Annotated in this window: 13 protein-coding genes; 4 read left to right on the plus strand and 9 right to left on the minus strand. The window is 49.1% G+C overall.

The window, feature by feature from the left end; genetic code table 11:
- Window positions 1-4 precede the first annotated feature (4 nt).
- From helD to arfA, 7 genes are all read right to left on the minus strand, one after another.
- Window positions 5-2,335 carry an RNA polymerase recycling motor HelD gene (helD, locus tag AC1DVJ_RS01985; RefSeq protein ID WP_477587925.1) on the minus strand — a complete coding sequence of 777 codons (2,331 nt, stop codon included), beginning with the start codon at window positions 2,333-2,335 and terminating at the stop codon, window positions 5-7.
- A gap of 26 nt (window positions 2,336-2,361) precedes the next feature.
- Window positions 2,362-3,333 carry an ABC transporter ATP-binding protein gene (locus AC1DVJ_RS01990; RefSeq protein ID WP_477587928.1) on the minus strand — a complete coding sequence of 324 codons (972 nt, stop codon included), beginning with the start codon at window positions 3,331-3,333 and terminating at the stop codon, window positions 2,362-2,364.
- Between the two features lie 38 nt (window positions 3,334-3,371).
- Window positions 3,372-4,163 carry an ABC transporter permease gene (locus AC1DVJ_RS01995; RefSeq protein WP_477587930.1) on the minus strand — a complete coding sequence of 264 codons (792 nt, stop codon included), beginning with the start codon at window positions 4,161-4,163 and terminating at the stop codon, window positions 3,372-3,374.
- Complete coding sequence (locus AC1DVJ_RS02000) at window positions 4,160-4,936, minus strand: ABC transporter permease (protein ID WP_477587931.1); 777 nt, start codon at window positions 4,934-4,936, stop codon at window positions 4,160-4,162. The genes AC1DVJ_RS01995 and AC1DVJ_RS02000 overlap by 4 nt, the downstream gene beginning before the upstream one ends.
- A gap of 1,068 nt (window positions 4,937-6,004) precedes the next feature.
- Window positions 6,005-8,026, minus strand: coding sequence for an LTA synthase family protein (locus tag AC1DVJ_RS02005; protein WP_477587933.1), 2,022 nt, complete (start codon window positions 8,024-8,026; stop codon window positions 6,005-6,007).
- 98 nt (window positions 8,027-8,124) lie between these two features.
- The gene (locus tag AC1DVJ_RS02010) at window positions 8,125-8,457 is read right to left on the minus strand and encodes a c-type cytochrome (protein ID WP_477587934.1); all 333 of its coding nucleotides are present in this window, start codon (window positions 8,455-8,457) and stop codon (window positions 8,125-8,127) included.
- Window positions 8,458-8,620: 163 nt separating this feature from the next.
- Entirely contained in the window at window positions 8,621-10,132 is a 1,512-nt protein-coding gene (gene arfA / locus AC1DVJ_RS02015; RefSeq protein WP_477587936.1) for an arabinosylfuranosidase ArfA, read from the minus strand.
- A gap of 168 nt (window positions 10,133-10,300) precedes the next feature.
- On the opposite strand from arfA, the gene AC1DVJ_RS02020 reads away from it, so the two are divergent.
- Window positions 10,301-11,206: an ArsR/SmtB family transcription factor gene (locus AC1DVJ_RS02020; RefSeq protein WP_477587938.1), complete on the plus strand. Its 906-nt coding sequence runs from the start codon at window positions 10,301-10,303 to the stop codon at window positions 11,204-11,206.
- Window positions 11,207-11,590: 384 nt separating this feature from the next.
- Here the strand turns inward: AC1DVJ_RS02020 and AC1DVJ_RS02025 are convergent, their stop codons facing one another.
- Window positions 11,591-12,988 (minus strand): MATE family efflux transporter, encoded by a 1,398-nt coding sequence (locus AC1DVJ_RS02025; protein ID WP_477587940.1) that lies wholly within the window; start codon window positions 12,986-12,988, stop codon window positions 11,591-11,593.
- A 158-nt stretch (window positions 12,989-13,146) separates the two neighbouring features.
- On the opposite strand from AC1DVJ_RS02025, the gene AC1DVJ_RS02030 reads away from it, so the two are divergent.
- The 3 genes from AC1DVJ_RS02030 to AC1DVJ_RS02040 are packed head-to-tail and all read left to right on the plus strand — an operon-like array spanning window position 13,147 to window position 16,022.
- Window positions 13,147-14,037 carry a helix-turn-helix transcriptional regulator gene (locus AC1DVJ_RS02030; protein ID WP_477587942.1) on the plus strand — a complete coding sequence of 297 codons (891 nt, stop codon included), beginning with the start codon at window positions 13,147-13,149 and terminating at the stop codon, window positions 14,035-14,037.
- Window positions 14,038-14,095: 58 nt separating this feature from the next.
- Entirely contained in the window at window positions 14,096-15,295 is a 1,200-nt protein-coding gene (locus AC1DVJ_RS02035) for an MFS transporter (protein ID WP_477587943.1), read from the plus strand.
- 46 nt (window positions 15,296-15,341) lie between these two features.
- Complete coding sequence (locus AC1DVJ_RS02040) at window positions 15,342-16,022, plus strand: TIGR00266 family protein (protein WP_477587945.1); 681 nt, start codon at window positions 15,342-15,344, stop codon at window positions 16,020-16,022.
- 364 nt (window positions 16,023-16,386) lie between these two features.
- Here the strand turns inward: AC1DVJ_RS02040 and AC1DVJ_RS02045 are convergent, their stop codons facing one another.
- A complete protein-coding gene (locus AC1DVJ_RS02045; RefSeq protein ID WP_477587946.1) occupies window positions 16,387-17,328 on the minus strand; it encodes a DUF5107 domain-containing protein in 942 nt (313 codons plus the stop codon).
- Between the last annotated feature and the right edge of the window lie 9 nt (window positions 17,329-17,337).

Below are 17,337 nucleotides of genomic sequence, written 5' to 3' on the forward strand. Positions count from 1 at the left end.
ATGTCTATATATGGGTTAGAAAAGGGGTTAATTCACCTAGATAACAGACATCTAAATGGTGAAGTGCCCGGGTGCAAGCCGTGTAAAACAGCTTGCGCTCCTTCGCCTCCGCATAGACAGCCGCCCCGGCATCGTAGAGTATAACCGCGTCGAACTCGAGCCCTTTGGCGAGGTACGCCGGCAAGATCATGACGCCTGCCTCGTAGTGCAGCGTATCTTTGCTGATCCGCGCGAGGTCCGGCAGCAGCGGCTTCAAGCGTCCGTGCGCAGACTCCGTCTCGCGCTCGGTCTTGCAAATGATCGCGACGGAGCTTGCGCCGCCGTCGCGCCTCAGAGCCGCCGTCTCTGCGACGAGACGGATCAGCTCTTGCTCGTCGCGCGCGCGCAGCAAGCGCGGCTCCTCGCCGCTGCGGCTGAACGGTTCCACCGGTTCGCCGCCGGGTAGTACCTGACACGCGAATTCGGTGATTTCGCGTGTCGAGCGGTAGCTCTTGACGAGACGGATGGTCTCCGTCTCGTCTTCCCCCATCAGCTCGCTGATCGAGCTGTAGCCATGCTTTTGCTGTGCGGCGCCTCTGCTGGCGCCGACACCCGCTCCCACACCCACGCTCACATTCGCATTCGCATGCGTGAAAATCCCCTGATTCCAATCGCCCAGAAGCGTGAAACGGGCGCGTGGAAACAGTTTTTTTAGATACGCATAATGGAATGGTGAATAATCCTGTGCTTCATCAACAAGGCAATAACGGATCGTACCCACGCGAAGCTGACCCTCAACAAGTCCTTTGAGATACACAAGCGGCGTTGCGTCTTCATAGCGCAGGTGCCCTTGTTCCAATGCCTCCAACGTGAATCTACTAATCGTCGCCCATGCCTCTGGCAGCGGCTGGCCAGCAAGCATCACCAACTCCTGTTGTAAGCTCGTATCCGTAAATAACTCTTTGTACATGCCGAGCACATCGACATAGGCTAGTTTTTGCGCTTTTTCCTTGAGCGGTGTAATCGCTTTGTGGGCTTTGACACGGCTCATCTTCTTCATTTCAGGCTCGCTGCCCATGTACTTTGGCTCGCGTACAAGCTTGCGATAAAACCGCTTCTGCACATCGACTTGAAACACTTCCAGCTTTTCCATGATCCATTCCGATAACTGCTCCATCCGCTCACCGATGGCAAGTATGGAGGACTTGCTGTAGAAGCGTTCACTCAACTCCTCGGCTGTGATCAGTACCTTCTTACCTACCGCCAAATCAAGGAATCGAATGCCGCCCTCCCTCAACTTCTCACCGTAGGCTTCGATGACGCTTAGGAACGCTTCGGAGGTTTTGTAGGTAATGCTCTGCAAGCGAGCTGCGTACACGTGATCCTGATCGGTTCCAGTCAAAATGTACTCCAGCTGGTCATACGGATCCTCCAGCTTCAGCCCGGTATCCGTTAATTTATGTGTTAAATAATCTTGAAAGGTCGTTTGTTGCATCGTCGCTTCGCCCAGCTCGGGCAGAACGCGAGACACGTAATCGCTGAACAGCGAGTTCGGCGAAAAGAGAATCATATTATCGGCGCTCAGCGTCGTCCGGTACTTGTAGAGCAAATACGCGATGCGTTGCAGCGCGACGGATGTTTTACCGCTGCCAGCCGCGCCTTGGACGACCAGCACCTTGTGCTGATCATCGCGGATGATCTGGTTCTGTTCGCGCTGAATCGTGGTAACGATGGAGCTCATCTTCTCGTCCGCGCTGCGGCTGAGCATCTTCTGCAGCATCTCGTCACCGATCGAGATCCCCGTATCGAACACATCCTGCAGCTCGCCAGCCTTGATGATGTATTGACGCTTGAGCCATAGCTCGCCGCTCACATCCATCTCTGGCGTTCGATACGTCGCCGGGCCCGGCGGATAGTCATAGAACAAGCTGGCGATCGGTGCTCGCCAGTCGTAGATGAGAATTTCATCGGTCTTACTGTCGATGAACGACGTCAAACCGATATAGATTTTCTCCCGCTCTTGCTCGCCCTTCTCTTGAAAATCTATCCGGCTAAAATAGGGCGCATCAACGACACGCTCCAGCTTACGCAGTGCATCCTGCGCTAGTCGATAGCTGCGTTCCTGCCCTTGCAGCACATGCTCCTGCTGAGCCATACTCGCCGCCGTTTCAATCAAATCATCATCATTGTCTGCGTTGACGGAGATATCGTCCCAGAAGCTTCGGCCGATGGCCGTCGCTTCCGATCTGCGATCATCTACCGTTTGGCGCAGCTCTATAATACGTCGCTGAATATTGGATCGCACTACAGAGACGCGCTGCGATTCCTTCTCTCGTTCTTCATTCCCTATCGCCATGGTCTCTTCACCACTCCCACTTTTATCTACAGATAGACGTTTTGAATGACTTCTTCAAATTCCGGTTCTTCCATATGTACATCGTCCATATCGCCCCAGCTGCTCACAATCCGCAGCACATCCATCGCCTTCAACTCTTGCCGGTTGCAGGCAATCGTCAAGAGGTTGGCTTCTTGCTCTACTACGCGGAAAGGCAGCTCCCAGCTCTCTGGCACTTGAATCTCACCGCGAAAGGATACTTTCATCATCGTCGGCAGCCCTATTCGTTCTCGTAGTTTGTCTATGGAACCATCATAGCCAATTTGTCCATGATTAATGACGATGACCCTTGGGCAAAGCTGCTCAATATCGTCCATATCATGTGTCGTTAGCAATATCGTCTTCCCGAAATCCCGATTCAACGTCTGTAGGAATCCGCGAATATTTCGTTTTGCCACAACATCTAGGCCAATCGTAGGCTCATCCAGGAACAAAATCGCCGGATCATGCAGCATTGAAGCCGCCAAATCCGCTCGCATTCGCTGACCGAGTGAGAGCTTGCGAACGGGGGTATCTAGGATTTCTTTTAAATCAAGCAGCTCCGTCAATTCACCTAATCTGCGACGAGCATCTGCTGCCTCGACGCGATACATTGCAAGGAGGATTTCGTAGGAATCCTTCACCGGAAGATCCCACCACAGCTGACTCCGCTGTCCAAAAACAACGCCAAGTTGCCTAACAACCTGCTTCCGTTGTTTCTGCGGGCTTCGACCATGGATCAAAACCTCACCAGAGGTGGGGTGCAGGATGCCTGTAAGCATTTTGATCGTCGTCGACTTGCCCGCCCCATTAGGTCCAATATACCCGACGAACTCGCCGGTTTCAATCTCGAAGTTCACATCGCGAACCGCTTCTTTCTCTTTATACGATCTAGAGAATAGAGTTCGGATCCCCGAGAACTTGCCTTCTTGAATGACGGGGGATTGAAAGGTTTTGCGTAAATGCCTGACCGTTATCATTGAGTGCTTGCCCTCCCTTTTATTAATGTGGTTAATGGTTAACTACCTGTACTTTGATATCGCGAAAGACCTAGCTTCCAGAATCGCATCGCTAGCCATAATACGGCTACAGCGACTGCCAACGTGCCTAGCAACAACCCTATGCTCCCTTGATGCCTTAGCACATAAAGAGCTGGTATGTAATTGACGAAGCCTACTGGAACGAGCACTAACAATGAAACTTGCAGCCATTTCGGATAGATGGTAAGCGGATAGCGTGCAGCGGTATGAGAGGCGTCCTCGGTCATATTTTGCAGAGACTCAATACGTGTGAGCCAAAAGCCGGCCGCCGCCGTCGCAAGCCCAATCGCGAATAGAATAACCGCGCCTGTGAGGATGATGAACCCCGTCTGAGGGATGGCACTCCACCCTATTTGACCGTTAGCCATTAGTGCTTTCATCGAAATAAACAATAGGATCAACCCTTGGCCGATTTCGGCAAATAGAATTCGTGAATTTTGAGTCATCAGGGCGAGCAGCACAGGGACTGGTCGAATCAGAATCGCATCCAAATCGCCGGAAACGAGATATTTTTCGAGATGATGCACGTCGGAGGCCAGTGTGCGATAAATCGCTTTGGAAACCATCATCACCCCATATAAGTAGCTCACCTCGTACAGTGTCCAGCCATGTAAGTTGCCAAATTTCATCATCACCAGCGCTACCATCAAGAATTCAGAAATTTGAATGAACGAAGCCATGATGGTCGAGAAAATAAAATTAAATTTATACTGCATACGACTTCGCATACTCGCCCTAATGAGCAGCATAAACAGCCGAATTGAGATCATCCGCCCTGCACCTCCAGCTTCCTGCGAACCACGTGAGTAACGGCCAAGCAGACACAAGTAAACCCGATGCCCCAAAGAAGAGCGCCGAGCTGGGCAGTTCCATGTTCAAATCCCAAGTAGATCCGAGTTGGGTAATAGAGTAGATAAGGGTAGGGCGTGTACGAGCTGATGGTCCGGAGCCAGCCTGGCAGCCATTCCACGGGGATAAAAAACCCGGAAAGCAGCATAGCAAATGAATAGTTAACCCAGTACAACCAACGTGATTCCGTCGTCCACAGGGCAGCAACGCCAATCAGGTAATTCATACAGATCGAAATATAAGAGGCCGTAATGAGCGAGAGAGCTGTCCAACCATACACCGAAGCGTGCTGAGGAAGCTGTAAGGAGAAGATGAAAACATAGAGGCCATAAATCGGAATGCTTTTATATAAAAATTGATACCACACTTGACCCCATTCGCGGCTCATCGCCTGATAGAATAAATGCACGGGCCGCATCAGATCGACCGCTATTTGACCCGTCCGAACCGATTGCTCGAGCCCGAGTCCATTCGTCGTAAACTGTGTAATCCACAGAATCGCTTGGTTAAAAGCAATATACGCCACGATGCCATGGGCACCGTACTCGCCTAGCGATGCATCGCTGCCTAGGCCAGTCCAGATACTGGCATAAATAAAGCCGAACACCGCGCTCACCGCATTATGCAGCAAATGAGAGCCACGGTACTGCAAGTTTCTTGCGTACGCCTTGCGCGCCAAAACCGCGAAAAGCATAAAACACCTCCTGTTTTGTCATTCAAGATCGGTTAGCCTTTTCGATTCGTTGTCGTGCAGTCGCCGCGTAGAGACGGAATCTTATATTACCAAAATAACCCTGTTGCTGGCAACAGTTATTTATACGCTGTTTATGCGGCGTTGCTTACCTGTAAAAAATACAGCCAAATGGCGGCATAAGGCCCTCGAAATGGAAGATACTCCAAGACACGATCCCCTTCAAACGTGCTTTTTAGCACAAAACTTACAGCAATGAGCTACCTTAACTACACCCACCACTAGCTAGATCCTTGGGATTGGAAAAGTTGCGGAACGTCATTCCGTTATTTTGGCAGAATCTGCTCATTCCTAGAAGTTACGGAACGTGGTTCCGCTATTCCATGCTAAAGTAGCTCTAGCATAGCTGTTTTCAGGAAAATAACGCCCTCACGTTCCGTTTTCGGCTAATTTAGCTTGTTTTAGCCCGAATAAGGGAACCACGTTCCGCAACTTCGGGAGTTCAGTCTGCGGAGGTGGCGCGGAAGGTGTGGGTTGGGCTTCAGAGAGCATCAACTACTCGAACTGACATTCTAATGCTGGAATATCCAGCTTCAGAGAGCATCAACTACTCGAACTAACATTCTAAAGCTGGAATATCCAGCTTCAGAGAGCATCAACTACTCGAACTGCATTCTAAAGCTGGAATATCCAGCTTCAGAGTGACTCAACTACTATGAATTCGAGAAGTTACGGAACGTGGTTCCGCTATTACACCTAAATCAGCTCTAGAATAGCTCATTTCAGGAATATAGCGCCCTCTCGTTCCGTTTCAGGCTGATTTAGCTAGTTTTAGCCCGAATAAGGGAACCACGTTCCGCAACTTGGGGAGCTTAGTGGGCGGGGTTGGGGTTGGGGTTGGGGTTGGGGTTGGGGTTGGGGTTGGGGTTGGGGTTGGGGTTGGGGTTGGGGTTGGGGTTCAGTTCGCACTTACGCTCACTTTAGCTTGTCCTCTGCGTCTGGGTCACCTAAACACCAAAAAGCCGCCACTCCAAGTATCATCTACTTGAAGAGACGGCTTTTATCAAACTACTACTGTGTACTTGTCGCTTTCGCGTTCTCGTTACCTTGAGCCTCGGTCTTTGCAGCTGCAGCCTCGGTGCCGCCAAACTCGGCATTGTAGTCGGATTGCGTATCTTTGGTCAAATAATCATGATCTAGATAATCGGCCAAGTACTGCTTACCGAACATTAAGTCGTACTGCACATTCCGATAGTCATCGATAAGAGGTGCTGCGGATTCCGGCGTAGTTGCATGCAGCTGCCCATCTTGATCGACGATCAGGTTGCTAAGTAGACCTGGCACTTGCTGTGCCAACTCGGCATCCAGAGCAAAATTCGCTGGCTTTTCCATATGAAGCATATCCAAGACATGAGCCCCTAAGAATGAATCACTTAGCAGTGGAATGTCCTGCTTCGGCATATCAAAGTTGGACCATGTTACAAGCGGAATGCTATGCATCTTCTTGATTTCTTCCAACGACCATTTGTTAGCATCGCTTGTCGAGATAAAACCAGCTTCCTTGTACACCTGATAATCCATACCCAGCATCGGCAAATGGTCACCATAGAATACGATCATCGTCGGTTCATCCGAATCCTTGAAATGATCGATCATCATTTGCAAGCTTTGATCCGCGTCATGGGCACCTTGCGTGTACGTTTCTAGAATACTTTTCGCTTGCGCGGAAAGATCCCCTGTCGCTTTGAACTTATTTTCCCCATAGCGAGGATCGTCATACGGGCCATGATTTTGCATCGTTACGGTGTAGATAAACATGGGATTTTCCGTTTTATCGACTTCGTCAATCACGTTTCTCGCGACCTCAGCATCGGAGATAAAGTAACCCTTCGTTTCTGGATTCTCGAAGTGCTCACTGCTTTTAAAGGATTCAAAACCAAGTTCTTTATAAACGTTGTTCCGATCCCAGAACCAGCCTTCGTAGGAGTGAATCCCCATGCTTTTGTACCCTTGATCAGCAAAATAACTCGCCAAGCTTGGAACTGGCTTCGAAATGTATTGTTGATACGGAATCGATCCGCCAGGCAAGAAACTCATCGAGTTCCCCGTTAACACTTCAAACTCCACATTACTCGTACCGCCGCCATATTGCGGGGAAAGCAGATAGCCTGAGCTAGACTCCTTCTGCAAGCGGTGGATCGTTGGCAGCGGGTCTTCGCTGAATGTTACATTCTCCAACAGCGTAGGATCCCAGAAGGCTTCGCTCATGACGAAAATGACATTCGGCTGCTTCCCTTCAGCTAGGGTTGCTGTCGCTTTGCGGACGTCATCAGTATCCTGCTGCTGTACAGCAGCCTCTTGAATATTCGCGGCTGCCGAAGCCAGTGCTTGCTCACTGTAGGTATCCGGCTTCTGAACGATCGAGTTTTTCACATTTAGGGTGAACGCTAGGGTGAGACCATTGTTCGCATAGTTCATCTTTTGATCCCAAACAATTTCATTCACACCTGCACGGTCCAATACTTTACCAGCTAACGGTGTTTTGATCCCAAATGCATACAAGGCATAGAGCGAAAAGAGCCCTAAACCGACTCGAGCGATAACAGGTAGTGTAACACGCGGGATCACCCATCTAAGTGCTAGAACGATGAGAATCGCAGCGGCAACGGCAATAATTCGAATGAATGCAGCCTTACCTGTGACTAATGAGGCAATATCCATACTCTCTTTATTGAGCAATATATCCCAAGGGAAGAACGGCTCCCCGATCATTTTCACTTTCATATACGAGATAATTGCCATCAGACCAAGAATTAAGGTCGTAATGGAGCCAGAGATCGCCAAAGATCCTACGAGCGCATAAATGAAGGCCAGAAGGCAGAAGCTTAGCACCACATTTAGCATAAATAGAGGTTGATTACCTGTAATCCACTCCATGGTTTCCGGCAGATTGCCGCGTTCAAGAAACTCCATACCTACGACAGACAGAATCGGTAAACCGATCATAAATAAAACAAGTGAAATCGATGCTCCCAGACGACTTGAGCTCTTTTTACTCGAAAGACGCTTCCGGGGCTTCAAATTCAAGTGCATCTTACATCACTCTCCTCATGCCCCTATTGTAAATGTCAATTGTGAAGGAACTATGTAGCTTACCTTAAAGGAACCTTAATCCTTCCATTTCCTGTAAATCACTTTAGTTCAGCTAACCACGCGGCAAGTGCTTTCAATTCCTCTTCCTTCATCGTGACCTGGAACGGCGGCATCCCGCCACCACCCTTTTGTATCCGCTTTACGATTTCGGCTTCATCGAGGCGTTCTCCCACTTTTTGAATATTGGGACCTTGCCCGCCTTGTAATTGATTACCATGACAGGAGATACAATAATTTTGGTATAACTTCGAAGTATCTACTTTAGCAGAAACACTCGCACTCGGCGTCGCAGATGGTTTATCCCCACAAGCGGTTAAGCCTATTGCTGCCACCAGTATCAAGACACCAACCCAACCCACTCTCATCTTCATGCGCCCAAACCCCTTCAATCTCATTTCTCTCATCATACCAAAGTATGGATTGGAAAAGAAAGAAAAGCCGCGGCACCGTCATATGGGCAACCTCGTGTATCGATCACGTTCGAGGTTACTCCTATGATTATTATGGTGCGAAACGCGGCTTTTTATAAGTGTTTTACGCTAATTGAAGACGAATCACATTCCAAGAAGCTTTCCCTAGAACGGCCGCAATTTGCTCATTCGAGGAGATCGACGCATTCCCTGCGGAATGTGGTTTAACCCGATCTGGCGCTTCTAAGGTATTGGATGCCTTAAGATCCTCATGCTCCAATACGATATGCTCTTTGATTTGGAAGCCGCCAAAGCTGCGAAGATCCATTTCTAATGGAAGTGCTTCTTCCAGATGACGATTCACTGCGAAAATGGTCAATTCCGATGTTTCCTCATTGTGCACGGCAACTGCCTCGAGGTAAGGAACATCCGTGTAGTCCTTGGAATCATATTTCGGTGATTTAATGAGTGGCACGAGAACCGTTCCACGGCCAAACACACTTGCATGTAAATACGGATAGTAAATTGTTTGCTTCCATGCCGCACCGCCATTCGCGGTCATGATTGGGGCGATTACGTTAACCAATTGCGCTAAGCACGCCATTTTGACTCGATCCGCACGTTTCAGCATGGAAATAAGCATACAGCCTACGAGAAGCGCATCTTCATGGTTATAGATGTCCTCTAGTTGCGGCGGTGCGATGGACCAAGGCTCGATATTACGATCCGCGTCATTGGAGTGGTACCATACATTCCATTCATCGAAGGAGAGATTGATTTTCTTTTTGCCGCGCTTTTTCGCCTGAACGAAGTCGGCCGTAGATATAACCGTATGGATGAATTTATCCATGCCCATAGATTGTGCTAGGAAATTGGCGGAATCCTTATCGCGATTACCGTAATATTGATGAAGTGAAATATAGTCAACATGATCGTAGGTATGCTCGAGAACCGTGGCTTCCCAATCTGGGAATGTCGGCATACCTAAGTAAGAACTGCCGCAAGCGACAAGCTCGATAGACGGGTCGACCCATTTCATAACTTTCGCTGTTTCACAGGCAATACGTCCATACTCTTCAGCCGTCTTACTGCCGATTTGCCAAGGTCCATCCATTTCGTTGCCTAGACACCAGGTTTTGATGTTATGCGGCGTCCGGTAGCCATGGGAGATTCGCAAATCGCTCCAATAGGTTCCTCCTGTGATGTTCGTGTATTCAATAATGTCTCGCGCTTGTTCAGGTCCACGCGTTCCCAGATTCACAGCCATCATCGCATCCGAGTTTGCTTTGCGACACCAGTCCATAAATTCATTAAGACCAATTAAGTTCGGTTCAATCGTTCGCCATGCGAGATCAAGGCGTTGTTTGCGCTGATTCACAGGTCCAATAGCGTCTTCCCAATTGTAACCCGATACAAAGTTCCCGCCCGGATAACGAACGATCGGTACATTCAGGCTTTTAACTAACTCTAGTACATCTCCACGAAACCCCTGCTCATCTGCTTGCGGATGTCCAGGTTCATAAATCCCTCCATACACGGCGCGTCCCAAATGCTCAATAAAGGAACCATACAAACGTGGATCAACTTCTCCTACTTTAAAATCCTTATCAATAATCATGCTAGCCTTCATGGACATAACAATCACCTCGTATTATAATTAATAAAAATATGAATCGATTAATAAATATATTATGTATAGATCATATTAAACAATAAAAAAGGTTGAAGATCAAGGCCTTTCACCCTGTTTTGTTGCATTCATATTTATGTTAATCAGTGGAAACCGAAGAAGGAGTTGATGGACATGATTCACACGACAACAGACCGCAAATGGCTGCCCTTGTATGAAGCGTTGGCTAGCAATGTGCGGCTTAACATATTGGAATTATTAGCAGAAGAAGAGATGAACGTGAAGGATTTGGCTCAGCGGCTTTCGCTAAGCAGTGCGATCGTAACGATGCATGTCAAAAAGTTGGAAACAGGCGGACTCATTCATACGAAGCTCGTTCGGAAACAAGGCGGGACGCACAAAATATGCACATTAGCTCAGTCCCGAATTGACATTCAGCTCCCTCAGTCTAGCCAGCAGCTGCGCTTTTTTAACGAAGTGTCTATCCCTGTTGGCCATTTCACTCGGTTTGAGGTTCATCCTACTTGCGGTTTAGCAACAGACGAGCGTCTGATTGGACAGTTCGATGATCCGCGCTTTTTCTTCGAGCCAGAGCGCATGCATGCTAAGATCCTTTGGTTTGGTCGAGGCTTTGTCGAGTATCGTGTGCCTAACTATATGCTTCAGGGTCAGACCTTGGAGGAGATTGAAATCTCACTGGAAATCGGCTCGGAAGCGCCAGGTATCGCGGCAAATTGGCCGTCCGATATTCACTTTTATGTGAATGATACGCTGCTTGGCTACTGGACTAGCCCAGGCGACTCAGGTGACGGCCGCGGACAGCTTACCCCTGCGTGGTGGTCAGACTATACGAACCAATATGGCTGGTTGAAGGTACTCCGCATCACCGAAGAGGGAACATTCCTAGATGGGCAGCAACTTTCCGCGGTTACGATTCAGGATCTTCCCGTCTCGCGCAACGAGTGGACATTACGGTTAGAAGTTCCCGAACAGGCCGAGCATGTCGGTGGATTAACGCTATATGGGGAAGGCTTCGGGAATTATAACCAGGATATTCGGTTTAGGACTTACCGGAGGTGAGTGGCGTGTTCGTAGAGTCCTAACCCCGCTCATGTAAGCGTGTTTTTCATCACTACGGAGGTCGGAGCGATGGCTTTTCGGCCAATCTCGCTTCCGTAAGCATGTTTTTCATCACTACAGAGGTCGGAGCGATGGCTTTTCGGCCAATCTCGCTTCTGTAAGCGTGTTTTTCATCACTACAGAGACTGTGCGACGGCTTTTCGGCCAATCTCGCTCCTGTAAGCGTGTTTTTCATCACTACAGAGGTCGGAGCGATGGCTTTTCGGCCAATCTCGCTTCCGTAAGCGTGTTTTTCATCACTACAGAGACTGTGCGACGGCTTTTCGGCCAATCTCGCTCCTGTAAGCGTGTTTTTCATCACTAAAGAGGACGAGGAGACGGCTGCTAAGCACTATGAACACTCACATCGCCACTCCCACTTCTACTCCCAACCTCCACGCCCTTCGTCCGTCCCTCCGCCAAACGCAAATACTTCTTTCTCCGCCAGCGGATCGCCACGAGAATACCGCGTAAATACTCATCACATATCATCGCGATGTATATGCCAGCTAACCCTAGGCCATAATGCAGACCCAAGACATAGGAGAGTCCCGCAGCAACGCCCCACATGGAGATCAGCGAGATTACCATGTTAAAACGGGTATCGCCAATCGCATTTAGCGCGTTTCCGAAGCCCATATTAATCATTCTGCCTGGCTGAAGTACCGCTGTCAGCACTAAGCAAGAGAGTGCTAGTTCGATGATTGCTTTGTCTGAGCTGAAGAAGCCTAGGAAGCTTTTGCCGATGATCAAAAGAAGGATGCTATTGCACCCGACTAAGCCGAGTCCAATCCAAGTACCGCGATAACCCGCTTTATACGCCGCTTGTGTTTGCCCTGAACCAAATAGATGCGCAATCTGGATTTGTGCCGATAGGGCAATCGAATAACCCAACATGAAGCAGATGGACTCCAGTGTATTCATATACGTTCTAGCGGCCAAAGCCGAAGCGCCCATCGTGGCCAAAAAGGTATAAATCGCGAGCTGCGTCAGCACCCAAGACGACATATTAACGCCGAGCGGCCAGCCGATTTTGAGAATCTCACTGAATAGTTTGCGGTTGAAAACAGCAAGATCACGCCATCTGATCCTTCGCTCAAAGGCGGAAACGAACATGTAAAGCAACAGACCGGTTGCAAGGAGCCGACTTACCAGCGTTGAAATCGCAACCCCTGTTAGGCCTAGTTGTGGGAATCCGAAAGCCCCATTGATCCATCCGTAATTCAAAAACACATGGATGATATTCATCCCAATCGCGGTAATCATCGGTCCCTTCGTGTTTCCGGTATTCCGAATTGCTGTACTGAGCGTGGCCGTTAATGCGGTCAACACCATACCGCTGCCAACAATTGAAATATACGTATGAGCTAGTGGAAGTAACCGCTCTTCTAAATGAAACAGTCTCGCTAGGGGAACAGCCTCCACATACAAGATTAAACTGAGTATAGCCCCAATGAACCCGCTTATCGTGACGGCCATAATTCCAACCGTTCGTGCGGAATCCTCCTGTTTCGCTCCGATTTTCTGTGCAATTAAAATACCTGCGCCGCTTGCCACAGTCATAAATAAAATCATGACCGCTTGAAAGATCTGGTTGGCTAAGCCAACTACCGCAACTGCGTCATCAGAGACACGGCTGACCATTAGCGTATCAACTGCCCCCAGAAGCAGCTGCAATAGTAACTCTACAAATATGGGCCACGCTAGAAACCATAAGGAAAATTTATTTTTCTCAGCCGTCATGATCACGCCACCATCCAGTATGATTCTCTATTTATTATGAAAATGAAACTTAGTAGTCAGTTCAAATTATAGCTGTTATAGTTGATTTCATGTATCAACATCGCAACTGAAACTTATACAATTCCAACTTTCATCCTGGATTAAAGAAGGTGGCTTCCATGGCATTTCTTGAGATCACGATCCCTCCTCTTCCCCACTATATCGCGAGTGGATTGAACGACATCCCCAAGGGAGGGCAGCACCCCAGCCGCAGCAACATCCAAGTATTTGACCTGCTCGTCACAACGTCCGGCTGCTTCTATATCGGTGAGGATGACTCGCGCTTCGAAGTAGGGGTAGGTCAGGCTGTCATTTTGCGGCCAGACCGCTACCATTTTGCAACGCAGGTATGTGCAGAGCTAACCCACACTTACTGGCTGCATTTTCACGTAGGCGGCAACTGGGAGCTAATTAAGCCTACTACCGTTTCAACTGTTCCCTTGGAGGATCCAAATCCCGCGCAAAGCGTGGTGGAGGTTTTCGCAGTGGAGCCATTCTCCATGCGCATTCCGCAATTTACGACGCTGCAGCACCCTGAGAAAATGTACGATGTTTTCGATCAGCTTTTGCAGCTTCAGTCTCGTGCGCATGTGAGCAGTGTTCGTTTTGCACAACAGCAGCTATTTCAAGAAATCCTGCATCAGTTGGCAGCCTCTGCAGAGACCGATCATGCCTCCGCCTCTAGAGCCTGCGCAGAGAAAGCTGCCTCGTACTTGAGGCAGCATTTTCGCGAATCCGTTTCTGCCAAGCAGCTCGGCGATGAGCTCAATTTCCATCCCGTATACATAGCTCGCTGTATGCAAAAAGAGTATGGCTGCTCGCCCATTACGTACCTCTTGAAATTAAGAGTGGCACAGGCCAAGCTCCTACTCTTGCAAACGGAGCGGCCCATTGCTCACATTGCCCAAGAGGTTGGCTTTGAGCAGGCTGCTTATTTCGCAGCAAGCTTTACTAAGCTGGAAGGGATGTCGCCTCGATCGTATCGGCAGCAGTTTTCACAAGGGACCTGAAGTTGGGGAAATCTTCATTTATGATATACTGAGAAAAAAAGAATAAGGAGTCCTCATCATGGCACCCCCCTTACATTGGAAAAAGTCATTATGGATACTTTGGGGCGCGAACTTCTCCATTACATGCGGCATGAATCTGGTTCTTCCGTTCTTACCTCTCTACATCGAGCAGTTAGGGGTTCACGAGCTAAGTGATATTGTCCGTTGGACAGGCTGGATCGTGGCTGCTCAATTTATCACTTCTTTTTTGACTCAGCCACTATGGGGAGCTATTGCAGATCGACGCGGGCGCAAAATCATGCTGCTACGCGCCGGGTTCGGGATGGCCATCGTCACAGCACTTATGGGCATTGTCACATCGCCCTGGCAGTTACTTTCGCTGAGGTTGCTGAATGGATTCTTCTCCGGCTTCATCTCGATGGCGGTTTCTTTGCAAGCCTCGCTGACACCGCGCGAACATTCGGGTAAGTCGTTAGGCACGCTGCAAACTGGCGCTATCGCGGGCTCACTCATCGGCCCCTTAATTGGCGGGGTACTGGCAAGCTTTCTCGGGTACCATCATGTGTTCTTCTTCACAGGAGGGCTCATGCTGTGCGCCAGCATTATCGTCATGGTATTCATTAAGGAGGAGCGGAAGCCCGCTTCAGACAAAAAGGTTAAACAGAAGACACAATGGCGATTATTCCGCCCATTGCTACCTGTCTTCGCCGCTTCGCTGATCACTCAGATCGGCATGATGAGCATCGAGCCGATCGTGACCGTGTATGCCAAAACCTTATACTCGGGGGCGCACTTGGCCTTTTTTGCCGGACTTATCGTCGCCATTACCGGTATCGCCAATTTGTTCGGCGCGCCGACATTGGGTAGACTAGGTGACCGAATCGGTCAGCGTATGACGTTGGTCATTGCCCTCACCATGGCGGCAGTGGCCTTCATTCCGCAGGCTTTTGCCACCAATATTACGATGCTTTTAGTCGGCAGATTCCTGCTCGGACTGTTCATCGGCGGGATGATTCCGTCACTGAACGCACTTGTGATGAAGCTTGCAGCTCCTGAAATTCAAGGAACCGCTTATGGGTTCAATACGTCTTCGCTGTTCCTTGGCAATCTGATTGGCCCGTTACTCGGCAGTCATCTGGCCGCTGTGTACGGCTTCACATCCGTGTTCTTTGTCACCATGAGCATCCTGCTGATCTGTGCTGGGTTCGTGTATGCGAATCGCAGTTTGGATGCAACCATACGGCTCAAAGAGGCGTAATTAGTAGGGCAGACTTATTTTAAAATAAAACTACTGGAGGATTACGATGAAACACGAAATCTTATATAAAGGCGCATTTCCTGTGCTGCGCGTTCAGCTTGAACCTGGCGAAAACATTAAAGCCGAATCCGGTGCCATGGTCTCCATGTCCCCGAATATCGAGCTCAAAGGAACGGCAGACGGCGGGATTATGAAAGGCCTTGGACGTATGTTAAGCGGAGAAAGCTTCTTCTTCCAAGAATTGTCCTCCACACGCGGAACTGGCGAGGTACTGCTGGCTCCGGCGGTGATTGGCGATATAGAAGCGGTAGAGTTAGATGGGACGTACAAGCTCCTTGTCCAAAAAGACGGCTTCCTTGCCGGCACTTCGGGCATTCAGGTGAACACAAAGATGCAAAATCTCGCCAGCGGCTTCATGTCAGGTGAAGGCTTCTTCATCGTCGAGATTAGCGGTCGAGGCACAGTGTTCCTCTCCTCCTACGGTGCAATCCATGCCATCAACTTGGCGCCTGGCCAAGAAGTGCTGGTCGATAACGGACACCTCGTCGCTTGGCCGGATTATACACAGTATACAATCGAGAGAGCTGCCGCTAAAGGCTGGATCTCCAGCCTTACCAGTGGTGAAGGCGTCGTCTGCCGCTTCCGCGGCGAGGGCGTCGTGCTCATTCAAACGCGGAATCCGAAAAGCTTCGGCGGATGGATTAAGCAATTGCTGCCAGGCAGGTAGAGGCTAGTTAGAAAAGTGAATTTAAAAGGAGCTAAGCGTCTTAAATGCGCTTAGCTCCTTTGCGTTTGGCCTCCTTGCCGGAAGCTGCGTTAGTCCGATATTTCCGAATTAAAACGAGGATTCCTTTTTCAAAATGACCATTAGTCAGATTCTGCCGAATTATCTACCTAATTCCCTTGCATGAGGGGTGTTTGGGTCCATTTAGTTAGGCTATTTCGGACTAACTAAGAATTACTGAAGAAATCAGTGAGATTAATTCGATAATTTCGGACTAAACCGACTAACTCGAGTATAAAAGCGGCTTCCAAAAACAAATAAGGACAGCACCCCAATGGAGTGCTGTCCCGAAACTAATAACTTCAATTTAACTAGCGTCTAACTTGCTAACAACATCCCGCCAATCTCCTGCTCCGATGGATAGCTCTAAATACCATTCAAAAGATGTATGTGCCGGTACCGTTTGTGCCGTACCATTACTTACAGCCCTATCTAGGGAATCATAGTAGCCAATACTAGGCTCCAAAGCACAAGTAACGCGATCATTGAACATGCCTTCGTCCATCCAAACACCTAGATAAGGAACCTTGTCCTTGGGGACAGATACGATCAAGAAGTTCTCACTTTCTTGTCCGTAGAGGCCTGACCAACTAACGGGTACTTGCCCCTCATAATAAAACTTCCGCCCATCCCCAGTAACCTCAGGAGAAATCAGAGATACTTCATCCCAGGCATACGTTTCGCCATCCTTCAGCCTATGACCTGGGTACACGCAAAGCATTTCCTCCATGATTTCGGGGAGAAGAAGTTGAGTCGGTTCCGTGACTGCGAATTGCGGGTGAGGCACCCACAAGAAAGGCATGGGCTGGTCACCACTATTATCAACACGGTAATTCATCCTCACCTTATTCCCCGAATGCATGGAGAGGCTTCTAGTGAACCGATAGCGCAACAATGAACTTTCAACCGAACTAATAACCTCGTTCTCCTCAACCCTATACTCCCAAGGAAGCGCCCAGATATCCCCATGGTCGGGCAGCTGAATGTTCGAATCCAATTCCCATGGACAAGCATTAATCGTCGGAAAGCATTCATCCCAACCGCTCATATCCCATTCGACAAAGCTGGAGCCGTATTCGGGCTGTCTTACAGGTCTTTCACCCGAATCCAGCATCCATTCCTTGCCGCTAGGCTTATAAAGGATTGAAACCAACTTCCCTCCGAGGTCCGGTACCATCTCGATACGGATTTGTTCATTTTCCATGGTGATGGATGAGAAGCCTTTATAGGTCCCCGTTGTTACGATCATCTTAACCTC

The sequence above is a fragment of the Paenibacillus sp. P4_A9 genome, from assembly GCF_056402415.1.